Source organism: Neisseria sp. P0020.S005, from assembly GCF_051957055.1.
In the GTDB taxonomy this organism is placed as follows: Bacteria; Pseudomonadota; Gammaproteobacteria; order Burkholderiales; family Neisseriaceae; genus Neisseria; species Neisseria subflava_A.
Window position 1 is genome coordinate 387135 of record NZ_JBQCWV010000001.1, and the last position, 20613, is coordinate 407747.

General features: G+C 46.4%; 21 protein-coding genes, 3 tRNA genes and 1 pseudogene. 13 read left to right on the forward strand and 12 right to left on the reverse strand.

Translation table 11 applies throughout. The features are described from left to right. Positions 1 to 181 precede the first annotated feature (181 nt). Entirely contained in the window at positions 182 to 1987 is a 1806-nt protein-coding gene (gene dsbD, locus ACTHTU_RS01900; protein ID WP_440361600.1) for a protein-disulfide reductase DsbD, read from the forward strand. 61 nt (positions 1988 to 2048) lie between these two features. Here the strand turns inward: dsbD and ACTHTU_RS01905 are convergent, their stop codons facing one another. Then, the gene (locus ACTHTU_RS01905) at positions 2049 to 3221 is read right to left on the reverse strand and encodes an alpha-hydroxy acid oxidase (protein ID WP_049335278.1); all 1173 of its coding nucleotides are present in this window, start codon (positions 3219 to 3221) and stop codon (positions 2049 to 2051) included. Between the two features lie 359 nt (positions 3222 to 3580). Between ACTHTU_RS01905 and iscR the strand changes: the two genes are divergently transcribed. The 8 genes from iscR to iscA all read left to right on the forward strand — a co-directional run bounded on the left by iscR (position 3581) and on the right by iscA (position 8094). Next, positions 3581 to 4027 (forward strand): Fe-S cluster assembly transcriptional regulator IscR, encoded by a 447-nt coding sequence (iscR, locus tag ACTHTU_RS01910; protein WP_003746476.1) that lies wholly within the window; start codon positions 3581 to 3583, stop codon positions 4025 to 4027. Between the two features lie 51 nt (positions 4028 to 4078). Then, positions 4079 to 5293, forward strand: a complete 1215-nt coding sequence (locus ACTHTU_RS01915; protein ID WP_440361601.1) for an IscS subfamily cysteine desulfurase — start codon at positions 4079 to 4081, stop codon at positions 5291 to 5293. Between the two features lie 106 nt (positions 5294 to 5399). Beyond that, positions 5400 to 5822: a hypothetical protein gene (locus tag ACTHTU_RS01920; protein ID WP_225905478.1), complete on the forward strand. Its 423-nt coding sequence runs from the start codon at positions 5400 to 5402 to the stop codon at positions 5820 to 5822. A 4-nt stretch (positions 5823 to 5826) separates the two neighbouring features. Then, positions 5827 to 6429 carry a Fic/DOC family protein gene (locus ACTHTU_RS01925; RefSeq protein ID WP_070644893.1) on the forward strand — a complete coding sequence of 201 codons (603 nt, stop codon included), beginning with the start codon at positions 5827 to 5829 and terminating at the stop codon, positions 6427 to 6429. Between the two features lie 189 nt (positions 6430 to 6618). After that, on the forward strand, positions 6619 to 6747 hold the full coding sequence (locus ACTHTU_RS01930; protein WP_256388723.1) for a hypothetical protein: 129 nt from the start codon (positions 6619 to 6621) through the stop codon (positions 6745 to 6747). 68 nt (positions 6748 to 6815) lie between these two features. Continuing rightward, positions 6816 to 7202 (forward strand): Fe-S cluster assembly scaffold IscU, encoded by a 387-nt coding sequence (gene iscU, locus ACTHTU_RS01935; protein WP_003674559.1) that lies wholly within the window; start codon positions 6816 to 6818, stop codon positions 7200 to 7202. A gap of 256 nt (positions 7203 to 7458) precedes the next feature. Beyond that, positions 7459 to 7704 (forward strand): recombinase RecA, encoded by a 246-nt coding sequence (locus tag ACTHTU_RS01940; RefSeq protein ID WP_254322808.1) that lies wholly within the window; start codon positions 7459 to 7461, stop codon positions 7702 to 7704. A 69-nt stretch (positions 7705 to 7773) separates the two neighbouring features. Next, a complete protein-coding gene (iscA, locus tag ACTHTU_RS01945; RefSeq protein WP_049330777.1) occupies positions 7774 to 8094 on the forward strand; it encodes an iron-sulfur cluster assembly protein IscA in 321 nt (106 codons plus the stop codon). Here iscA and ACTHTU_RS01950 read toward each other — a convergent pair. Next, positions 8054 to 8276, reverse strand: a pseudogene (locus ACTHTU_RS01950) (alternative ribosome-rescue factor A). The gene iscA and the pseudogene ACTHTU_RS01950 sit on opposite strands and share 41 nt — an antisense overlap. Before the next feature lie 79 nt (positions 8277 to 8355). On the opposite strand from ACTHTU_RS01950, the gene hscB reads away from it, so the two are divergent. Beyond that, positions 8356 to 8856, forward strand: coding sequence for a Fe-S protein assembly co-chaperone HscB (gene hscB / locus ACTHTU_RS01955; protein ID WP_285070343.1), 501 nt, complete (start codon positions 8356 to 8358; stop codon positions 8854 to 8856). 108 nt (positions 8857 to 8964) lie between these two features. On the opposite strand, the gene ACTHTU_RS01960 is transcribed toward hscB, so the two are convergent. The 8 genes from ACTHTU_RS01960 to ACTHTU_RS01995 form a co-directional block, all read right to left on the reverse strand. After that, positions 8965 to 9537, reverse strand: a complete 573-nt coding sequence (locus ACTHTU_RS01960) for a 50S ribosomal protein L25/general stress protein Ctc (protein WP_070461775.1) — start codon at positions 9535 to 9537, stop codon at positions 8965 to 8967. A gap of 65 nt (positions 9538 to 9602) precedes the next feature. Next, positions 9603 to 10586 (reverse strand): ribose-phosphate pyrophosphokinase, encoded by a 984-nt coding sequence (locus tag ACTHTU_RS01965; protein WP_107723665.1) that lies wholly within the window; start codon positions 10584 to 10586, stop codon positions 9603 to 9605. A 176-nt stretch (positions 10587 to 10762) separates the two neighbouring features. Beyond that, positions 10763 to 10838: transfer RNA gene (locus tag ACTHTU_RS01970), tRNA-Gln, on the reverse strand. An 11-nt stretch (positions 10839 to 10849) separates the two neighbouring features. Beyond that, a tRNA-Gln gene (locus tag ACTHTU_RS01975) sits at positions 10850 to 10925 on the reverse strand. A 10-nt stretch (positions 10926 to 10935) separates the two neighbouring features. Continuing rightward, positions 10936 to 11011 (reverse strand) — tRNA-Gln (locus ACTHTU_RS01980). A gap of 5 nt (positions 11012 to 11016) precedes the next feature. Continuing rightward, entirely contained in the window at positions 11017 to 11865 is an 849-nt protein-coding gene (gene ispE / locus ACTHTU_RS01985) for a 4-(cytidine 5'-diphospho)-2-C-methyl-D-erythritol kinase (RefSeq protein ID WP_440361613.1), read from the reverse strand. Between the two features lie 8 nt (positions 11866 to 11873). After that, positions 11874 to 12458, reverse strand: a complete 585-nt coding sequence (gene lolB, locus ACTHTU_RS01990; RefSeq protein ID WP_188213225.1) for a lipoprotein insertase outer membrane protein LolB — start codon at positions 12456 to 12458, stop codon at positions 11874 to 11876. A 56-nt stretch (positions 12459 to 12514) separates the two neighbouring features. Beyond that, entirely contained in the window at positions 12515 to 14377 is a 1863-nt protein-coding gene (locus tag ACTHTU_RS01995; protein ID WP_440361602.1) for a tetratricopeptide repeat protein, read from the reverse strand. 175 nt (positions 14378 to 14552) lie between these two features. Here ACTHTU_RS01995 and ACTHTU_RS02000 point away from each other — a divergent pair, with 175 nt between their 5' ends. Further along, complete coding sequence (locus tag ACTHTU_RS02000; RefSeq protein WP_440361603.1) at positions 14553 to 15158, forward strand: CoA pyrophosphatase; 606 nt, start codon at positions 14553 to 14555, stop codon at positions 15156 to 15158. Positions 15159 to 15210: 52 nt separating this feature from the next. Here ACTHTU_RS02000 and cysG read toward each other — a convergent pair whose 3' ends face one another. Continuing rightward, complete coding sequence (cysG, locus tag ACTHTU_RS02005; protein ID WP_440361604.1) at positions 15211 to 16608, reverse strand: siroheme synthase CysG; 1398 nt, start codon at positions 16606 to 16608, stop codon at positions 15211 to 15213. Between the two features lie 299 nt (positions 16609 to 16907). Here cysG and aroA point away from each other — a divergent pair, with 299 nt between their 5' ends. Together aroA and recA are read left to right on the forward strand one after the other, a co-directional pair. Next, positions 16908 to 18200: a 3-phosphoshikimate 1-carboxyvinyltransferase gene (gene aroA, locus ACTHTU_RS02010; protein ID WP_440361605.1), complete on the forward strand. Its 1293-nt coding sequence runs from the start codon at positions 16908 to 16910 to the stop codon at positions 18198 to 18200. A 147-nt stretch (positions 18201 to 18347) separates the two neighbouring features. Continuing rightward, entirely contained in the window at positions 18348 to 19394 is a 1047-nt protein-coding gene (recA, locus tag ACTHTU_RS02015; protein WP_003680794.1) for a recombinase RecA, read from the forward strand. A gap of 95 nt (positions 19395 to 19489) precedes the next feature. On the opposite strand, the gene fghA is transcribed toward recA, so the two are convergent. Continuing rightward, entirely contained in the window at positions 19490 to 20338 is an 849-nt protein-coding gene (gene fghA / locus ACTHTU_RS02020; RefSeq protein WP_440361606.1) for an S-formylglutathione hydrolase, read from the reverse strand. Positions 20339 to 20613: the final 275 nt, after the last annotated feature.

The following is a 20613-nucleotide window of genomic DNA, read 5'->3' on the forward strand; positions in this document are numbered from 1 at the left end:
TTTCAGACGGCCTTTGGCATAGATTGAACGATAACATGAGACTATCGGTCATATATGGGCAACCCTATTTCGATATAATTCAAAAGTATTAGATTTCTCTCGCAATATTTGACATAAATTAAGCCGATTGTTTTTCCATCATTTATAATGACGGTTCCTCAACGGCATCTCCGTAGATACTATGAAAAAATTCCTTTATTTCCTCATTGCATTTTTAGGCTTGAGCAGCTTCGCATTTGCAGTAGATGCCAATGATTTGCTGCCTCCAGAGCAAGCCTTTGTGCCTCAAGTCAATGTAACCGATCAAGGCATCAGCGTTCAGTTCAAGATCGCTGACGGCTACTATATGTACCAGTCCAAAATCGTTGCAGCGACCAATCCTGACAAAGTCTTGGCCGAACCCAAATTCAGCAAAGGCGAAGAAAAAGAAGACGAATTCTTCGGCAAACAAACGGTTTACCACCATACCGCACAGGTTGACCTGCCTTACAAACAAGCCGCGCCGCAATACAAACTGACGCTGACTTATCAAGGCTGTGCCGAAGTGGGTGTGTGTTATCCGCCTGTGGACACCGAATTTGACGTAAAAGGCAACGGGGTTTACCAGCCTCAAAGCGACGAGCCGGTTTCTGCCAAAGACCGCTTTTTGCAACCATCCGCCTCTTCAGACGGCCAAATGCCCGCCCAACCCAGTACAAACAATCCCGACAGCAGCCGCTTCAAGCTCTCTTGGGATACTTTAAACGCCAACCTATTGGCGTTTTTTGTCGCAGGTTTGGGCTTAAGCTTTACCGCCTGTATGTATCCGCTCCTGCCGATTGTTTCCAGCATTGTCGTAGGCGATAAAAAAGCCGGAAAAGGCCGCGCGTTCACCTTGTCGATGGTGTATGTACAAGGTTTGGCATTGACCTATACCTTGGTTGGCGTGATTGCCGGTTTGACAGGCGCGCTCTTGACCGTATGGCTGCAACAGCCTTGGGTTGTGCTTGCCGCTGCCGCATTGATGGTGGTACTGGCCCTGTCTATGTTCGGCCTCTTCAATATCCAACTGCCAAACTCCGTCCAATCCTATTTCCAAAACCAAAGTAACAAACTCTCCGGCGGCAAAATCATTTCCGTCTTCATCATGGGTATTTTGTCCGCCCTGATAGTCGGCCCTTGCGTTGCGCCTCCTCTGGCATTTGCCTTGGGCTATATCGGCCAGACCGGCGATGCCGTATTGGGTGGCCTTGCGCTCTACACATTAGCACTTGGCACCGGCGTACCGCTCATCATCATCGGCACATTCGGCGGCCATATCCTGCCCAAAGCAGGCGACTGGATGAACGGCATCAAATACGCATTCGGCTTTATTTTACTGGCCGTTGCCGTATACCTTGCCACACCGCATCTGCCTTATTTCGCAGTAGTCGGCCTCTACACCTTGCTGATGATTGTTCCAGCCCTTATGCTTTTGGCGAAATCCGGCAAACAAAAAGGCCGTCTGAAAACAGTTGCCGCCGTATTGGGCTTTTTACTGCTGATTGGTGGCTCATGGTTTGGCTGGCAAAGCTTCAATAAACAAACCACCGCCCTGCACCACTTCTTAACGCTGGTTCCGCCATCCGAAGCCGGACAAGAAACCGACCACGGCAAGATGTTTACCGATGTCGGCGAACTCAAAGCCACTATGGATGCTGCCTTGAAAGCCGATCCTAGCAAGCCCGTACTGATTGATTTCTACGCCGACTGGTGCGTATCCTGCAAAGAAATGGCCGCCTACACGCTCAACCAACCGCAGGTACACGAAGCAGTCGATATGCAGCGCTTCTTCCAAATCGACGTAACCGCCAATACTCCCGACCATCAGGCCTTACTGAAAGAATACGGCCTCTTCGGCCCTCCGGGCGTGTTTGTTGTCCGCGCCGACGGCAGTCATAGCGAAGCCTTATTAGGCTTTGTCAAACCCGATGCCTTCATCGAATGGTATCGCAAAAACGAGAAATAGCCGTCTATAAAAAGGCCGTCTGAAAACAGATTTTCAGACGGCCTTTTCTTATGTTCAGAAATTAAAATTCATCTTGATGCCAACGCGTAGAACGCAAAATGCTGGAATCCACATCTTGAATATTGCGATGACCGGTAAACGCCATGGAAATATCCATTTCTTTATACAGGATTTCCAGCGCACGGGTTACGCCTTCTTCACCATACGCACCCAAACCATACAGGAACGCCCGGCCAATCATCGTACCTTTCGCACCCAAAGCCCAAGCCTTCAAAATATCCTGACCGCTGCGGATACCGCTGTCCATCCAAACCTCAATGTCGCTGCCTACCGCGCTGACCACATCAGGCAAAGCCTTAATGGCAGACACGGTATCGTCAAGCTGACGGCCGCCATGATTGGAAACGACCAATGCGTCCGCACCGCTTTTCGCTGCCTTTTCCGCGTCTTCAGGTTCCATAATGCCTTTGATAATCAGCTTGCCGCCCCACAAATCTTTAATGCGCGCCACATCGTCCCAGCTCAGACGCGGGTCGAATTGTTCGGAAGTCCATGAAGACAGCGAAGACAAATCGCCCACGTTTTTCGCATGACCGACAATATTGCGGAAGGTACGGCGTTCCGTGTTCAGCATTTTCATGCACCATTCGGGCTTAGTCGCCAAATTGATTAAATTGGCGATGGTCGGTTTCGGTGGCGCAGACAGGCCGTTTTTGATGTCTTTGTGGCGCTGACCCAAAACCTGCAAATCGGCTGTCAATACCAAAGCCGAACATTTGGCATCCTTCGCACGCTTAATCAAGTTTTCCATAAACTCGCGGTCGCGCATCACATAAAGCTGAAACCAAAACGGCGAGCTGGTGTTTTCAGCCACATCTTCAATCGAACAAATGGACATGGTCGACAGCGTAAACGGAATACCGAATTTTTCCGCCGCTCGCGCCGCCAAGATTTCACCGTCGGCGTGCGCCATGCCCGTGAAACCTGTCGGCGCAATCGCCACCGGCATTTTCACATCCTGCCCGATCATTTTGGTCTCAAGGCTGCGTCCTTCCATATTAACCAATACTTTTTGACGGAAACGGATGTCTTTAAAATCCGACGTATTTTCACGATAAGTGGTTTCCGTCCAAGAGCCTGAGTCAATATAGTCATAAAACATACGCGGCATTTTACGTTTGGCAACAAGGCGCAAGTCTTCGATACAGGTTATTTTGCTTAAATCACATTTCATTGTCGATTGCCTCTGTTCAAGTAAAGACGGATGGTTCAGGCCGTCTGAATATTTCAAACAACCCTTTGCTCTGCTCCATCAAAACAACTAAATTTTAAGAATAATTTTGATAATCTATATTAGTATCAATATTAAATCAAAACATTTTAACCCTGATATTTGTAGGGTTGATAGCCTTTTTTCAGACGGCCTTAAATCCAAATTACAGAAAAATAAAGAAAATATTTTCCAATTTAAAAATCAGCCAATGCCACCATTTAAACAAACAATCAAACCGAGCTGCCACATACTTGACTGAAACACTCAGATATTAGACAATTCCCCCACTAATAAAAACGCCCCACACAGGCAACCACACCATGAGACTGACTACCAAAGGGCGATTTGCAGTAACCGCCATGATAGATTTGGCGATGAACGCGCAAACAGGCGCTGTCAAACTCAGTGCCATCAGCGAACGACAAAGCATATCGCTTTCCTACCTCGAACAATTATTCAGCAAGCTGCGCCGTGCCGGATTGGTTGAAAGCCTACGCGGCCCCGGCGGAGGCTATATCCTTGCCGCACCCGCCGAGCAAATCAATATTGCACAAATCATCTCCGCAGCCGAAGACCGACTGGATGCCACACAATGCGGCAGCAAAGCAAACTGCCACCACGGTGCCCCCTGCCTGACCCATGACCTTTGGGAAAACTTAAACAAAACCATCAATGATTACCTCAGCGGCGTTACGCTGCAAAGCATCATTGAACAAAAAAACTGCAGCGACAGCAGTCATGTCGTTACCTTTACACACATTCATTAAACCGACCTACGGCAAAGACCGCAGGCAGATGACCAAACGAAAGAGCAAACCATGACCGTCAAAACCCCCGTATACCTCGACTACGCCGCCACCACTCCCGTTGACCGCCGCGTTGCCGAAAAAATGATTCCCTACCTGTCCGATATTTTCGGCAACCCAGCCTCCAACAGCCACAGCTTCGGTTGGGAAGCAGAAGAAGCTGTAGAAAAAGCACGTGCAGACATCGCAGCCCTGATTAACGCCGACTCCAAAGAAATCGTTTTCACCAGCGGCGCAACCGAATCCAACAACCTTGCCATTAAAGGCGCGGCGCACTTCTACAAATCTAAAGGCAACCACCTCATCACCGTAAAAACCGAGCACAAAGCCGTGCTTGACACCATGCGCGAACTCGAACGCCAAGGTTATGAAGTAACTTATCTGGACGTACAAGAAAACGGTTTGGTTGACTTAGACGTGCTGAAAGCCGCCATCCGCGAAGACACCATCCTCGTTTCCGTCATGTGGGTAAACAACGAAATCGGCGTGGTTCAAGATATTCCTGCCATCGGCGAAATCTGTCGCGAACGCAAAATCATTTTCCACGTTGACGCAGCACAAGCATGCGGCAAAGTGCCTGTTGACGTTGAAGACGCCAAAATTGATTTGTTGTCTATGTCCGGCCACAAAGTATACGGCCCTAAAGGCATCGGTGCCCTGTATGTACGCCGTAAACCACGCGTCCGCCTCGAAGCCCAAATGCACGGCGGCGGCCACGAACGCGGTTTCCGTTCCGGCACATTGCCGACCCACCAAATCGTCGGCATGGGTGAAGCCTTCCGCATTGCCAAAGAAGAATTGGCACAAGACACTGCGCACTACCTGAAACTGCGCGATATCTTCCTCAAAGGTATCGAAGGCATCGAAGAAGTCTACATCAACGGCGACCTCGAACACCGCGCTCCAAACAACCTGAACGTTAGCTTCAACTTCGTCGAAGGCGAAAGCCTGATTATGGCAGTCAAAGAACTCGCCGTATCCAGCGGCTCCGCCTGTACTTCCGCAAGCCTTGAGCCAAGCTATGTCCTGCGTGCGCTCGGTCGCAACGACGAATTGGCACATTCCTCCCTGCGCATCACCTTCGGCCGCATGACCACCGAAGAAGAAGTGCAATTCGCCGCAGAACTGATCAAATCCAAAATCGGCAAACTGCGCGAACTGTCTCCGCTGTGGGAAATGTTCAAAGACGGGATTGATTTGAACTCGATTGAATGGGCAGCGCATTAAGATTGATGTCAAACAAAGGCTGTCTGAGAAAGTGAGTCTGATTTTTGAATACAGTAAAACACTTTTTATAGACAGTCTTGTATGCTATTTTCATAGAAAGAATACCATGAAAGTTAAAATTATTAATTTGCCAAATGGTTATAAACGTATTATTTATGGAAAATATTTTGAACAATTTGACTTAGATTATGAACAAGATTTAGACGTATTAAAAAAAGATATTGAATTTGCTTTATCTGTTATTGAATACAATCGATCTATATTCAATAAATTCTCTTCCTTATTTAAGAGTAAAAACATTTTTGTTTATCAAGGAGGACATCATCTTGATATTATTGATCGTGATAAAGGAAGTTTGGAATGGTTAACTATTGAAGATCATTGGACAAAAGATGTTGATGATATCACTGGTTCATGGAAAATGGAGAATTTAGAAATTAGTCGACAAACTCAATATGCAATGCAACTTCTAAAGATTGGTAAAACAAATATTGAGAAAGAAATAAGAAAAATTAAACAAAGGTTCTAAAAAAATGAGTAAATACGGTGGTGAAGACATAATCTATATGAATGATGGTGTATTTAGAAATAAATTAGCCATTCAAGATCCACTTAAATTAGAAAAGGTCGAAAGAGACATTTCTGCTATTTCCGCCCAAAATCTGCTTTTGCAACCCATTACAGGCAATTTCGATTTGGCGCATTTACAGACCATTCATCGCGAACTGTTTGGCAATGTTTATAATTGGGCAGGAGAAATCCGGCGAATTGATATTTCCAAAGGTAATACCCGATTTGCCAATTTTGCTTTTATCGAAAACGAAAGCCGTACACTTTTGGAGAAGCTGCAAAGCGAAAACTATTTGCGGGGGTTGGATAAAGATAAATTCGCCGAGCGTGTGGCCTATTATTTGGGCGAGTTGAACGTCCTACATCCTTTTCGTGAAGGAAACGGCAGAACATTGCGCCTGTTTATGACGCAATTGGCAATGAAAAACGGTTTGCAGATACATTGGCAAAATATCTCTGCCGAACAAATGATTCAAGCCTGTATTCAGGCATACCATGTCGATAGCAGCTTATTGGCATGCCTAATTTTAGAAAATTTAGAACAATCGTCTTTTTCAGACGACTAAAACATCAACAAACCACGATATTTTAAGCAAGCGTAGGTTGGGTTGGAAACCCAACGAGTCTATTAAAGCGCCTGAAATGTTGAGTTTAATAACCCAACCTACCTATAAATAAAAAAGGTCGTCTGAAAATCCCCAAAGGCCTTTTCAGACGACCTAAAAGCCACCACATTAGAATCAAGGATACAACCCATGAACGAACAAGAAATCGACCTCGACAATCTCGACAACCTGCTCGAAGATTTTGACGACGTTACCGTAGAAGGCGGCGTTGATTCAGAGAATGATGACGGCTGCGAAGGCGGCGCATGCAAAATCTAAACTTCAGGCCGTCTGAATATTCGTAAACAAACCATTTACACCACTAAAAACACAAAGGAAACCACATCATGGCATACAGCGATAAAGTAATCGACCACTACGAAAACCCCCGCAACGTCGGCACTTTCGACAAAAACGACGAATCTGTCGGTACCGGCATGGTCGGTGCTCCGGCCTGCGGTGACGTAATGCGTCTGCAAATCAAAGTAAACGATGAGGGTATTATCGAAGATGCAAAATTCAAGACTTACGGCTGCGGCTCCGCCATCGCTTCTTCCAGTCTGATCACAGAGTGGGTTAAAGGCAAAAGCCTTGATGATGCACTGGCAATCAAAAACAGCGAAATTGCCGAAGAGTTGGAATTACCTCCAGTTAAAATCCACTGCTCCATCTTGGCTGAAGATGCGGTAAAAGCGGCCGTTGCAGACTATCGCAAACGTCAGGAAAACAAATAACCGGATTTAACGAACCCTTATCGGCAGGTGCCCAAGATTCCCGGCGAATCTTCGAGAAAAGCAAATCTAATGGTTTCCCCCCTCTTCTTTTGTGAGGCAAAACCAACTGTACAGAAACTTAATCGTTTTGAAGTTGCTACCAAGTTTGGGATTACCTGCCAATCTATCCCCTCTCCCCGCGGGAGAGGGTTAGGGAGAGGGCAATAAGCTACAGCTTATATTTAGTCGTTATACCTGCAAAATCAAAGAAGACGATATGCCTTTTACCGATGAAGAAATCCAATCCCTACTTGCTGTCAAAGGCATAGGTAAAACCATATTGCAGCGTTTGCAGCAAATGGGGTTGGATGATGTTGCCAAGCTGGCAGCGGCAGATTTGGACGATATTTTGGAACAAGGCGCACAATTGACCGGTTCGACCTGTTGGAAAAACAGTCCGCAGGCTAAAGCTGCCATTGCCGCCGCAATAGAGTGGGCAAAACAACGTTTTCAGACGGCCTGAAAATCAAGAGGCCGTCTGAAATAAAAAAGCAGGCAAAACAGAAAATGATTGCGAAATGAGGAAAAAAGCATGATTACCATCACAGAAAACGCAGCCAAACACATCAACAACTACCTAACTAAACGCGGCAAAGGCTTGGGCGTGCGTTTGGGTGTGAAAACCAGCGGCTGCTCGGGCATGGCATACAACCTTGAATTTGTCGATGAAGTGAACGAGGATGACCTGATTTTTGAAGAACACGGCGCACGCGTTTATATTGACCCGAAAAGCTTGGTTTATTTGGACGGCACGCAAGTTGATTACACTAAAGAAGGTTTGCAGGAAGGTTTCAAATTTGAAAATCCAAATGTCAAAGACTCTTGCGGCTGCGGTGAGAGCTTCCACGTTTAAAATATAAAAAATGGCGGGAAAGTATCAAAACCATCCCGCCATTTTTTGGCTTCTTGCCTATTATAGCTACCCTTGCCTTTTCTTTTTCGTTCTACTTTGTGTCGGAACAAATCAGATTTGACTAAGGCTTTTAAGGTATTGTCTCGTATTTTGCCTTTATTGTGTTGCACCTTACCGGTCATATTGTTTTCCTTTCGTATAAACAGTTTCCAGATTATATCGTAAAATAATCCTCTTCTTTAGATTTTTTCCTTTAATATCATGTCTCAATACTTCAATCTCTTCCAGCTTGAGCCATCTTTCAATATTGATACCGAAGCACTCGAACAGACCTATCGAGCTTTAGCAGCCCGTTTCCATCCCGATAAATTTGCCTCTGCTTCAGCTTTTGAGCAGAAACAAGCCGTCATGATGTCTTCTACAATTAATGATGCCTACCGCACATTAAAAAGTCCTATTGATCGGGCTGCTTATCTCTTGAAAAGCCAAAATATCGATGCTGATGCACCTGAACACACTTCGTTTTCACCAGAATTCCTCATGCAGCAAATGGAATGGCGGGAAACATTGATGGATGCACAAATAGAACAAAACCATGATGCCATCCGGACACTGGATCAAGAAATTCAAGAAGTACAAAGCAGCCTATATCAAGATTTACAACAAGCATTTGAACAACAGAATTATGAATCAGCCGCACAATGGGTACGGCATGGCCGCTTTCTTAATAAACTTCGCAATGAAATTGCTTCAATCTTATAAAGTACATATGCTGCTGCATTTGCCTAAGTTTTATAGCAAATGATTTTATATGTAAAACAAAAACCGTATCAGATAAATCTGATACGGTTTTCTTATATTAACTACCGATTAGCGTTTTTTACCGGTAACAGTAGCAACAGCCAGGTTTTCATTACGTTTCAGGGAAACGCTTTCAACACCTTCTGGCAATTTGACGTCTGACAAGTGCAGAATGTCGCCGGCAACTACTGATGCACAATCCAACTCCAAGAAAGCAGGAATGTTTGCAGGCAAAGCAACCACTTCAACAGAAGTGTTCAACAGAGATACGCGACCACCTTGCAATTTAACAGCTTGAGAGTTTTCAGCGTTAACAATGTGCAGAGGAACACGGATGCGTACAGGTTGATCAGCTTTTACAGCTTGGAAGTCGATGTGTTGAACTTCGCGACGGAATGGGTGCATTTGGAAGTCACGCACGATAACGTCTTTAGTTTCACCGTTCAAAGACAGTTTAATCAAAGCAGTATGGAAAGATTCTTTTTCCAATGCGTAGAATACAGTTTTGTGGTCTACAGCGATAGCAACAGGCTCTTGACCTTCACCGTACAGGATGCCAGGGATTTGGCCTTCGCGACGAAGGCGGCGGCTCGCACCAGTGCCTTGGGCTTCGCGAACAGAGGCTTGAATTTCGTAAGTCATGTTTAATACTCCAATTTAGATAAAATCGTCGTCATCGGCCGCGACCAGCTTAAGACGACATCGGGTTATGGCAGCAACATGCCGCCAGTCATCACATCTTCATTGAAAAGATATGAGACAGATTCTTCATTGCTGATACGGCGTACCGTTTCAGCCAGCAAACCGGCAATAGTAACTTGACGGATGCGTTCACATTTTTTAGCTGCTTCAGACAATGGAATCGTATCTGTCACAACTACTTGGTCAATTTCGGAAGAAGCAATTCGATTCACTGCTTCGCCGGAGAATACTGCATGGCTGGCGTATGCCAGTACACGATCTGCACCGCGCTCTTTCAGGGCAACGGCTGCTTTACACAAGGTGTTTGCTGTATCGATCATATCATCTACGATCAAGCAAGTACGGCCTTGAATATCGCCAATAATGTTCATCACTTCAGCCACATTGGCTTTAGGACGACGTTTGTCGATAATCGCCAAATCAGCATTTAAAGATTTAGCAACAGCACGTGCACGTACAACACCACCAATGTCAGGGCTGACAACAGTCAGGTTCTCAATGCGCTGTTGTTTAATATCGTTCAACAAAATCGGGGTAGCGTAAATATTATCTACCGGAATATCGAAGAAACCTTGAATTTGATCAGCATGCAAGTCAACAGTCAATACGCGGTCGATACCTGCTGAGTACAACATATTTGCCACTAATTTAGCAGAAATCGGCACACGGACAGAGCGAGGACGACGATCCTGGCGAGCATAGCCAAAGTAAGGAATTGCGGCAGTAATACGACCTGCAGAAGCACGTTTGAGTGCATCGGCCATAGTCAAAATTTCCATCAGGTTGTCATTGGTTGGGGCGCAGGTAGGTTGCAAAATAAACACATCGCGACCACGCACATTTTCCAACAATTCAATGGCTACTTCGCCATCAGAGAATTTGGAAACGGTGGCTTCACCGAGTGAAATATCCAAATGTTTGACAACACGTTGCGCCAATTCCGGATTTGCATTACCGGTAAACACCATTAAACTGTCATAAGCAGCCATATCTTCACCTGATTCTAGATTTGATTTACGCTCAGAAAACATTACGCTTCCCTTTGCCCTATGTCTAAGACACTAATTATGCGATTATACTCGTAAAGACGGGTAAAAAAAAGTTTTTCAGCGTAATTTTGCTCTTAGCGTAAAAAAGCGTGTAAGAAAACTTACACGCTTTTATTTGGCTGGGGAGGAAGGATTCGAACCTTCGCATGCTGGAATCAAAATCCAGTGTCTTAACCGCTTGACGACTCCCCAATAAAGGGTGTTGGCTGGGGAGGAAGGATTCGAACCTTCGCATGCTGGAATCAAAATCCAGTGTCTTAACCGCTTGACGACTCCCCAACAAAGGGTTTGGCTGGGGAGGAAGGATTCGAACCTTCGCATGCTGGAATCAAAATCCAGTGTCTTAACCGCTTGACGACTCCCCAACTTACTAAATCATATGAAACAGAGGATGAATATTTAATCCTTCCACACAATAAGCTTCATATGATTGAGAAACCTGTTGGTAAATTGTATTTGCTTCTTGATGAGATGCACTTGCTATAAACAAACAAGCCCCGGAACCGGTCATTAATGCATGACCATATTGGGATAACTCAACATAACCCTTCCAAACTTCAGGATATTCCTGAAACACAACCGCCTGCATATCATTTTGAAACGGCTGTAACGATTGGAAAGTCGGCATTATGCTGGGTTTGGAATCCCGTGTCAAGCCTTCATGTGCAAAAATTTTAGCTGTTGCAACATGGACGGGGGGCTTAACGATAACATACCATTGTTTAGGGACATCTATTTCAGCCAGCTTCTCACCTACTCCTTTGGCAAAAGCACTTCTTCCAAAAATAAAAAAAGGAACATCTGCGCCAAGACTTACGCCTAAATCAATCAGTTGCTGCCTGCTCAAGCCGCATTGCCACCATTGATTTAAAACCATTAAGACTGTTGCCGCATCAGAGCTCCCACCGCCCAATCCGCCTCCAGTCGGAATCACTTTATCCAACCAAATTTCAACGCCGTACGCTACGCTTGCATATGGCAGTAATAATTTAGCCGCCCGATAAGTCAAGTCTTGTTCAGGCTCAAGCCCTTCGACCGGCGTATGCAGAATAATTTGCCCATCAGTACGTATTTTTAGATGAACAGTATCGTATAAGCCGATCAAACAGAAAATACTTTCCAAATTATGATAACCATCGCTCCTGCGGCCGGTAATCCTCAAATCCAAATTTAATTTAGCCGGTGCAGGAAAGGCTTGGATTTCCTCTGAAACAGACATGGTATCCTCTATTTGCGTGCTGCGCATCGGGTTTGTCCATTCTTATCCAAAGAGTGATTTACCGTGTCGAACACCAAACGGATATTAAACTTGGCATTCTCAAGTTGAAGCGTTTTGGGCTGTCCTGAACTATTTAAAGTGCGCGATATTGTCCAGTCAAACTGCTCTAGACGACCATCAGGCAGGATTTTGTATGGCGCATTGGCAACGCGTTTACCATCAGCCCAAATATGCAGATATTGAACCGGCAAAGCAAATCCCAAAAGCTGTCTGCTCAATTCCTCAGCCGTTTCCGCCTGATAAACCTTACCCTTACTGTCTACTGCCAATACACCTTCACTGTCTTGACACAACTGGCCTACGGTACTACCCAACGGTGTATTCACATCAATGGTTTGAACCGCGTTCTGATAAGTCCAGTCGAAATTGGCATAAGAGCCTTTGCCTTCCACTTTGACAGCCAAACGACCATCTGCGCTAAAATCCTGCACCTGCTCGGCCGCTTGCCAACTGTTTTGCTGAGGTAAGTTTGGCTGCGCACAGGCAGCCAAAAGCAGTAAGGCTGCAACCGATGATAATTGTTTCAAATTCATGGATATTCCTTCATAGGCCGTCTGAAATCAAACTCTTTTCAGACGGCCTTTTGGTTCTATTTGTGTTTTTGAGTATGCGGTTTACTGGACGTTATACCGAATTTGGACATTGTCTCTTTTAATACTCGGAGATTGCTTCCGCGTTTCAAGCCGTCATTCCAGATTTCTTTGGCTTTATCTTGGTCACCAAGCGTCCATAGGACTTCGCCCAAATGCGCGGCAACTTCGGCCTCAGGTTCTTTTTCATAGGCATATTGGATATACGGCAAAGCCATTTGGGCATCGCCTTTAAGATAATAAGCCCAACCTACACTATCATTAATTGCTGCGCTTTCCGGCTCCATTTGATAGGCCGTCTGAACCATTTTGAAGGCCTCGTCCAAATCCTTGCCGTTGGACAACAAGGTATAGCCCAAAGCATTCCAACCGTGCGGATTATCCGGATACAGCTCTACCACACGGCGTAAATCGGCAATCGCCTTTCCTGGCTGATTCAGCTTCTCATAAACCATCGAACGCTGATACAGCACATTGGCAAGCAGCTCGGGAGAAGCTTGGGTTTTCAAGGATTTTTCGGTGGAATTTACCAAGCTGTTCAAAGCGTTCAACGATTCTTGAAGATTAGTATTTTTAGACAATACGAACAAAGCCGTACTCAGCAAATCACTGGCTTCAAAATAACGTCCTCTTCGCTCGGGCATTTTTTGTGCGCGTTGCACCAAAGCCCAAGCCTCTTTATGGTTGCCCTGTTTGGCTTCGATAGAAGCGGCCAAAATGGTTTTATCAAACGTATAAGCTGTAGCCGTTACCTTATCCAGCCATTGTTTAGCTTTGGTTAATTCTTCAACATCATTATAAGAAACCGCGCCAATCAACGCCGCACGGCTGCGCTGCTCTTCCGTACCAGCTTTATAAGCCTTTTCCAGATAGCTGTTTACCGCAGAAATATTTTCCGTTTTGCTGGCGGACAATAAGGCGGCCTGAATATACAAATCAGGGTTTGGATTTTCTTCCAACAAAGTCTGCAAACGCTTAAAAGCCTTATCATTTTGGCCATGGGCGATCAAATTGGCGATATCCAATTCCTGCCAAATCGGAGATAAGGTTTTGGTGTCTGTCTCTTTGAAAAAGCCGTCCAGAATATCAGGATGCCGTTGCGCCATCAGTCTCAATGTAACAAAAGTAGGCGGCAGAATTTCATTGTCCAACTTAGCCAATCTCTGCAATGCCGCAATGGCGTGTTTCTTTTGACCGTCTTTTGCACTAAAAATTGCATCCGCAATCGCCGCTTCAGGGAAGTCTTTATAATTCAAGGCCGTTTTATGCACCTGTTTGACCGCATCGCTGGTCAGATTCGGCTGTTGGGCTGCGGTTTGTGCCAAAAGCAGGAACACGCGCTTTTGCTCATCTTCACTACCGCCGGTAATTACCTTGTCCAATCCGCTCAAATTCTTATCGGCTTTGCCCAGCAGCAAATTGCGCAACCAAGTCATACGCTTTTGAGTTTCACCAGGCTCCGGCTCGATTTCACGCCATTTTTGGTAAATGGCTTCAGCCTGTTCAAACGCGTTTAAAGAAACCGCCATCTCCAAAGCGCGTTCGGCCACTTCGGGAGATTTGGTGCGATGCAACGTTAAAATATAAGTAAACAGTGCAGAAGCCGCATCACCCTTTTGCAAGGCCAGTTCTGAATTTAACAAAGTAAAAACCTGCGATGTGCGGTTTTGTATACCCAACAGACGTATCCGCTCCTGCTCACGCTCTTCGGGAGAAAAACGGTCGGCACGGCTTTTCTTTTTAATAATCTTAGCCGATTCAAAAACTGTATTTGAATCGCCGGGCGCGGCAAAAGTTTGTGTAGCAAACAACATCATGACAGCCGTAGCTGCCACTCGAATACGGGATGGGGAAAACAACATAACTATCCTTTTTGAGAACCTGCCGGCATTTTCAGACGGCCTAAGCACTTGCAAAACAGACGCAAAGCTTTATTTATCATTCAGGCATAACTGTAACACACGCACCCTATTTTGTTGACACGGTAACCGTAAACCTTGTGTAATCCTCATCTGCATAAAACGATCAGCGCCAAAAATGAATACCGACCACCTTATCCATTTCCTAACTCAAGCTTCACGCTTCAGCAGCCGTATGCAAGCAGAGCGCAATCAATTATTTACCGCCCAAACAGTCAAAGAAGCAGCCGTTTTGGTCGGCATTGTCTTGCATGAAGGAGCGTGGCAAATTTTACTGACCAAAAGGGCCGAAACCTTAAGACAGCACACTGGACAAATCGCCTTTGCCGGCGGCCGCAAAGATACCCAAGACGACAGCCTAACGGCAACGGCGTTAAGAGAAGCTTATGAAGAAACCGCCATTCCGATTACCGCATGGCAGACTTTTGCGCCGCTACCCTTTTATGACACGCCTTCCGGCTACCGTGTTACGCCTGTTCCGGCAGTTTGCGTCCAGCCCGTCAACCCCAAAGCCAATCCCGATGAAGTAGCTGAAATTTTTTATCTGCCTTTGGATTTCGCCTTAAACCTGCAAAACTACACATTCCGCCAGCTTCATCACAACAATCAAACCCTCGCCCTCCCCGCCCTACCTTTTCGGCACTACGACATCTGGGGACTGACAGCAATCATCCTATATGGATTGGCAGAACGTTATCAACAATATTGCCAAGCTTTTAAATAAGGCAAGGCCGTCTGAAACCAATATTCAGACGGCCTGATTTAATCCATTCTCTTTACGCAGCTTCTTCATAGCATTCGACAAATTCTCCAAACCATTTCATCTCATCGCGCAGGGCAACCACTTCGCCAATCACCATTAAAGCCGGACGCTCTGCTTCGGCAGCCAACAAGTCCAAATCTTTCAGACGGCCTGTCCGCACGGTTTGATGCGGTAAAGTCCCATTGGAAATCACGGCAACAGGTGTAGAAGGCTGCCTGCCATAAGCCATCAGTTTTTCCGCAATCTCAGCCGCTTTAAGCGTGCCCATATAGATTACCAGCGTTTGACGGCTTAAAGCCAAAGTCTGCCAATCAGGCTGATTGCCCTCGTGTTTACTGTGGCCAGTTACAAATAAAGCACTTTGGGCGCAATCGCGATGGGTTAACGGAATACCGGCATAAGCAGTAGCTCCAAGTGCAGCAGTAATGCCCGGCACAATGCGGTAGGCAATTCCGGCCTGATGCAGGGTTTGCACCTCTTCCCCACCACGTCCGAACACAAAAGGATCGCCGCCTTTCAACCTCACTACGCGCTCGCCTTTTTGAGCGTGTTCAACCAAGAGACGATTGGTTTCTTCCTGCTGAACATGGTGCGCACCGGCGCGTTTGCCCACGCTGATTTTCACCGCATCTTTACGCACCATCGCTAAAATCTCATCCGACACCAAAGCATCGTAAAACACGGTATCCGCAGCCTGAATTGCCTGCAAAGCATGTATGGTCAGCAAGCCCGGATCTCCCGGCCCTGCCCCCACCAAAACCACCTCGCCGCCAAACGGCGTTTCCCGATTCAACTGCGTGATCAATTCACGTTCTGCCGCCTCGATATTGTTTTGAGCCGCAAAAATACTGAAACGGCTGTCGAATAACTTTTCCCAAAAATAACGGCGTTGTTCGACATTATTCAGCGTTTGCTTAACCTTTTCGCGCCATTTACCGGCAATACGCGCCATCGTGCCCGTATGCAGCGGAATCAATGTTTCAATAATCTGCTGCCATTTCCGTGCCAATACAGGCGCAGTACCTCCGCTGGATATGGCGATCTTCAATGGCCCCCTATCCACCACGGCAGGCACGATAAACGAACACAAATCTGCCGTATCCACCGTATTGCACAATTTCGCCCGTCGTTCCGCCGATTCAAAAACACGGCGGTTAAACATGCCATTATCCGTCGCCGCAATAACGAAATACACCTCGTCCAACATGGCTTCTTCAAACAAGCCGCCCAGCCAAACTATTTTCCCTTCAGCCGCCCATTGCTGAAACTGCGGATTCAAAGTTTCCGCAACAACACGCACATGCGCTCCGGCAGACAACAGGCTTTCCGCCTTGCGCTCGGCAACCTTGCCCGCACCTGCCAGTAAAACTGGGCGGTCTCTCAAATCGGCAAACAAAGGATAATGGCTCATGGTCGTGTTCTTGCTTTATCAATGATTGTCCGCCGATATTAAAGGCCGTCTGAAAAAATAGGAAAGAATGGTTTCTGATTTTCTTATGGTGTTTGGTTATATACCTGCCACAACAAAATAAGTTATAGCGGCAAACACAAAACAGGAGCAGAAAATTTCAAAATAAATGATTGGAAAATTGTGTAACGATATAAAAATTCATTTTTTCACAAATAAATTGCGACCTCTTCATTTTTCAGACGGCCTTTGCCTGCGTATAATATCGGTCTATTTACAATTCAAACGAGCTTAGTCCAGCCATGACCGAATCCATCCGCCTGCCCGCTTCCACACTCAAGCCCTCCACCGTTGCCCTGCCCGGCTCCAAAAGCATCAGCAACCGCACGCTGCTCTTGGCGGCACTCTCCGACAACGTTTGCGAAATCCATTCTTTGCTCAAATCCGACGATACCGACCGAATGCTTGAAGCACTCGACAAACTCGGCGTGCAAATTGAATCTTTACCTGAAGGCCGTCTGAAAGTTCATGGCACCGGCGGCCGCTTTCCCAACCAAACCGCTGATTTGTTTTTAGGCAACGCCGGTACGGCATTCCGCCCCTTGACTGCTGCGCTTGCCATTTTGGGCGGCGACTATCATCTGCACGGCGTACCGCGTATGCACGAACGCCCCATCGGCGATTTGGTGGATGCGCTGCGCATTGCAGGTGCAGACATAGAATATCTGGGCAATGAAAACTATCCGCCGCTTCAGATCGGCAAACGCCAAGACAACGGCGAGCGTGTGATTCCGATCAAAGGCAATGTTTCCAGCCAATTCCTGACCGCCCTGCTAATGGCTTTGCCCTTAACCAGACAAGCATTTGAAATCCACATGGTAGGCGAGTTGATTTCCAAACCTTATATCGATATCACGCTCAAACTGATGGCGCAGTTCGGTGTAGACATCATTAATGAAGACTACCGTGTATTTAAAATCCCGGCCGGTGCCAAATATCATGCGCCCGAACATTTATATGTAGAAGGCGATGCCTCCAGCGCATCTTATTTCTTAGGCGCAGGCCTGATTGCGGGTACACCCATCCGCGTAACCGGTATCGGCGCACACAGCATCCAAGGCGACGTTGCCTTTGCGCGTGAACTGGAGAAAATCGGCGCAGATGTCATTTGGGGCGAAAATTTTGTTGAAATTTCCCGTCCTGCCGAGCGCAATATTCAGGCTTTTGATTTGGATGCCAACCATATTCCTGATGCGGCCATGACTCTGGCTATCGTCGCACTGGCCACCAAACAGCCCTGCACCCTGCGCAATATCGGCTCATGGCGCGTCAAAGAAACCGACCGTATCACCGCCATGGCAACCGAACTGCGCAAACTGGGTGCAGAAGTCGTTGAAGAAGCCGAAGCCATTCATATTACGCCGCCCGAAACACTTACCCCCGATGCCGTCATCGATACTTACGACGACCACCGCATGGCCATGTGTTTCTCACTGGCTTCGCTTTTGGGCGTTCCCATCATCATCAACGACCCGAAATGTACGCATAAAACTTTCCCCGACTATTTCCAAGTTTTTGCATCATTGACCAACTGATTGATTATTCAAAGTTTCAGACGGCCTGTTGCATACAAAAAACACAGACCGTCTGAAAAATAAAAATAAAACTATACTTTTTCTTAATTTATGCGATAATAGCTAAATAAATTCTTAGCGATTCATATTTCCTTTCGGAGAGAAAACATGTCAGACGAAAAAAGCAAAGCCTTAGCCGCCGCCCTTGCCCAAATCGAAAAAAACTTCGGCAAAGGCTCCATCATGAAAATGGACGGCAGCCAACAGGAAGAAAACCTTGATGTTATTTCCACCGGCTCCCTCGGCGTGGACTTGGCACTCGGCGTCGGCGGTCTGCCCCGCGGCCGCGTGGTTGAAATTTTCGGCCCGGAATCCTCCGGTAAAACCACACTCTGTCTCGAAGCCATTGCCCAATGCCAAAAAAATGGCGGCATCTGTGCATTCATCGATGCCGAGCATGCTTTTGACCCGATTTACGCCCGCAAACTCGGTGTAAAAGTCGAAGAACTCTATCTCTCCCAACCGGATACCGGCGAACAGGCATTGGAAATCTGTGATACATTGGTACGCTCAGGCGGTATCGATATGGTTGTTGTCGACTCCGTAGCCGCACTTGTGCCTAAAGCCGAGATCGAAGGCGAAATGGGCGACAGCCATGTCGGCCTACAAGCCCGCCTCATGAGCCAAGCCCTGCGCAAACTGACCGGCCACATTAAACGCACTAATACATTGGTTGTTTTCATTAACCAAATCCGTATGAAAATCGGCGTGATGTTCGGCAGCCCTGAAACCACGACCGGCGGTAACGCGCTCAAATTCTATGCCTCCGTCCGCCTCGACATCCGCCGTACCGGTCAAATTAAAAAAGGCGATGACGTTATTGGTAACGAAACCAAAGTCAAAGTTATCAAAAACAAAGTTGCGCCTCCATTCCGTCAAGCCGAATTCGACATTCTTTACGGCGAAGGCATCAGCTGGGAAGGTGAATTGATCGACTTGGGCGTCAAACATGACATCGTTGAGAAATCCGGTGCATGGTACAGCTACAACGGCGCAAAAATCGGCCAAGGTAAAGACAATGTACGCGTTTGGCTGAAAGAAAACCCTGATATCGCCAACGAAATCGATGCCAAAATCCGTGCGGCAGTCGGTATCAATGTCGATATCACCGAAGGCAAATTGGACGATACCGACGGCGAACGTCCTGAGGAATAAGTCTATTTGAAATAAAAGGTCAAAAAAGACCAAATAAAGGCCGTCTGAAATCCGACCATTAATCGGATTTCAGACGGCCTTTTATTCAATGCTGCTTAAAGCCCTAATGCCTGAGCGTGAAACTCAATATGCGAATCGATAAAGCTGGCAATAAAGAAATAGTCATGCCCATAGCCCGGGCGTACTTTATATTGGATATTGAAACCTTTTTCACGCGCTGAGCGGACAAACCCTTCCGGTTGCAGGACCTCAGGATACAAAGCATCTTCACTGCCGACATCAATCAAAACAGGCAATTTATACGAGGCCGTCTGAAGCAGCTCTGTACTGTCATAGCGTTTCCATGTTTCCACGTTTTGCCCCAAATAAGCAGAAAACGCCTGCCTGCCGCCTTCCGTATCGACGGGATGACATAAAGGCGCAAAAGCGGAAACCGCAGCATATCGACCAGAATGCTTCAAAGCCAAATGCAACGCACCATGCCCGCCCATACTGAAACCTGCAATGCTGCGCTCTTTCATTACCGGGAAATGATGCTCGATCAAATCAGGCAATTCTTGGCTGATATAGCTCTCCATTTGGTAATGCTGCGCCCAAGGTGCTTCAGTTGCATTGACATAAAATCCAGCGCCCTGTCCAAGATAATATTCACCGCTGTCGGCAACATGCTGACCGCGTGGCGAGGTATCCGGAAAAACCACAATAATATTCCATTGCGCTGCAAAACGTTGGATTCCGCTTTGCCGAACCAATTCAGAACCATCACTATTTAAGCCGGAAAGAAAATATAAAACAGGCGCGGGATAACCTTTTAAGACTTGTGGCGGCAGATAGACATCAAATACCATATCCGTCCGGCAGGTTTGAGAAAAATGGCGGTACCGTTCCTGATACCCGTTAAACATCTTTCTGCGTTCCAGCAAATGCAATTCTGAATTTTTCATTTTATTCCTTGTAAGGAAACAACAATAAGCAGAATGTTAGCGCAAAACCTGCCCATCGTGTTGTTGCCCCATCTTTTTAAGGCAACCAAATCTGCTTTAAACAAGGCTTGCCAATCATGCGAAATCATTACGCCGACAGCATTTAAAATCTATACACAATCTCTGTGGATAAATCTGTTGATAAGCTTTGGGTAATCGTAAAATTTTCTTTAGGAACAAACCAAGTCTTAAATTGACTAAAATTTAATCAAATAAAATATAATAAAATCAAATAG

Bases quoted from the DNA above. Each gene is read 5' to 3' on its own strand.
- dsbD (WP_440361600.1), top strand. From the start codon at position 182: ATGAAAAAATTCCTTTATTTCCTCATTGCATTTTTAGGCTTGAGCAGC.
- ACTHTU_RS01940 (WP_254322808.1), top strand. From the start codon at position 7,459: ATGCCTTTTACCGATGAAGAAATCCAATCCCTACTTGCTGTCAAAGGC.
- hscB (WP_285070343.1), top strand. From the start codon at position 8,356: ATGTCTCAATACTTCAATCTCTTCCAGCTTGAGCCATCTTTCAATATT.
- lolB (WP_188213225.1), bottom strand. From the start codon at position 12,458: ATGAATTTGAAACAATTATCATCGGTTGCAGCCTTACTGCTTTTGGCT.
- ACTHTU_RS01925 (WP_070644893.1), top strand. From the start codon at position 5,827: ATGAGTAAATACGGTGGTGAAGACATAATCTATATGAATGATGGTGTA.
- iscA (WP_049330777.1), top strand. From the start codon at position 7,774: ATGATTACCATCACAGAAAACGCAGCCAAACACATCAACAACTACCTA.
- ACTHTU_RS01960 (WP_070461775.1), bottom strand. From the start codon at position 9,537: ATGACTTACGAAATTCAAGCCTCTGTTCGCGAAGCCCAAGGCACTGGT.
- ACTHTU_RS01905 (WP_049335278.1), bottom strand. From the start codon at position 3,221: ATGAAATGTGATTTAAGCAAAATAACCTGTATCGAAGACTTGCGCCTT.
- recA (WP_003680794.1), top strand. From the start codon at position 18,348: ATGTCAGACGAAAAAAGCAAAGCCTTAGCCGCCGCCCTTGCCCAAATC.
- fghA (WP_440361606.1), bottom strand. From the start codon at position 20,338: ATGAAAAATTCAGAATTGCATTTGCTGGAACGCAGAAAGATGTTTAAC.
- iscU (WP_003674559.1), top strand. From the start codon at position 6,816: ATGGCATACAGCGATAAAGTAATCGACCACTACGAAAACCCCCGCAAC.
- aroA (WP_440361605.1), top strand. From the start codon at position 16,908: ATGACCGAATCCATCCGCCTGCCCGCTTCCACACTCAAGCCCTCCACC.
- ispE (WP_440361613.1), bottom strand. From the start codon at position 11,865: ATGTCTGTTTCAGAGGAAATCCAAGCCTTTCCTGCACCGGCTAAATTA.
- ACTHTU_RS01965 (WP_107723665.1), bottom strand. From the start codon at position 10,586: ATGGCTGCTTATGACAGTTTAATGGTGTTTACCGGTAATGCAAATCCG.
- ACTHTU_RS01915 (WP_440361601.1), top strand. From the start codon at position 4,079: ATGACCGTCAAAACCCCCGTATACCTCGACTACGCCGCCACCACTCCC.
- ACTHTU_RS01995 (WP_440361602.1), bottom strand. From the start codon at position 14,377: ATGTTGTTTTCCCCATCCCGTATTCGAGTGGCAGCTACGGCTGTCATG.
- cysG (WP_440361604.1), bottom strand. From the start codon at position 16,608: ATGAGCCATTATCCTTTGTTTGCCGATTTGAGAGACCGCCCAGTTTTA.
- ACTHTU_RS01920 (WP_225905478.1), top strand. From the start codon at position 5,400: ATGAAAGTTAAAATTATTAATTTGCCAAATGGTTATAAACGTATTATT.
- iscR (WP_003746476.1), top strand. From the start codon at position 3,581: ATGAGACTGACTACCAAAGGGCGATTTGCAGTAACCGCCATGATAGAT.
- ACTHTU_RS01930 (WP_256388723.1), top strand. From the start codon at position 6,619: ATGAACGAACAAGAAATCGACCTCGACAATCTCGACAACCTGCTCGAA.
- ACTHTU_RS02000 (WP_440361603.1), top strand. From the start codon at position 14,553: ATGAATACCGACCACCTTATCCATTTCCTAACTCAAGCTTCACGCTTC.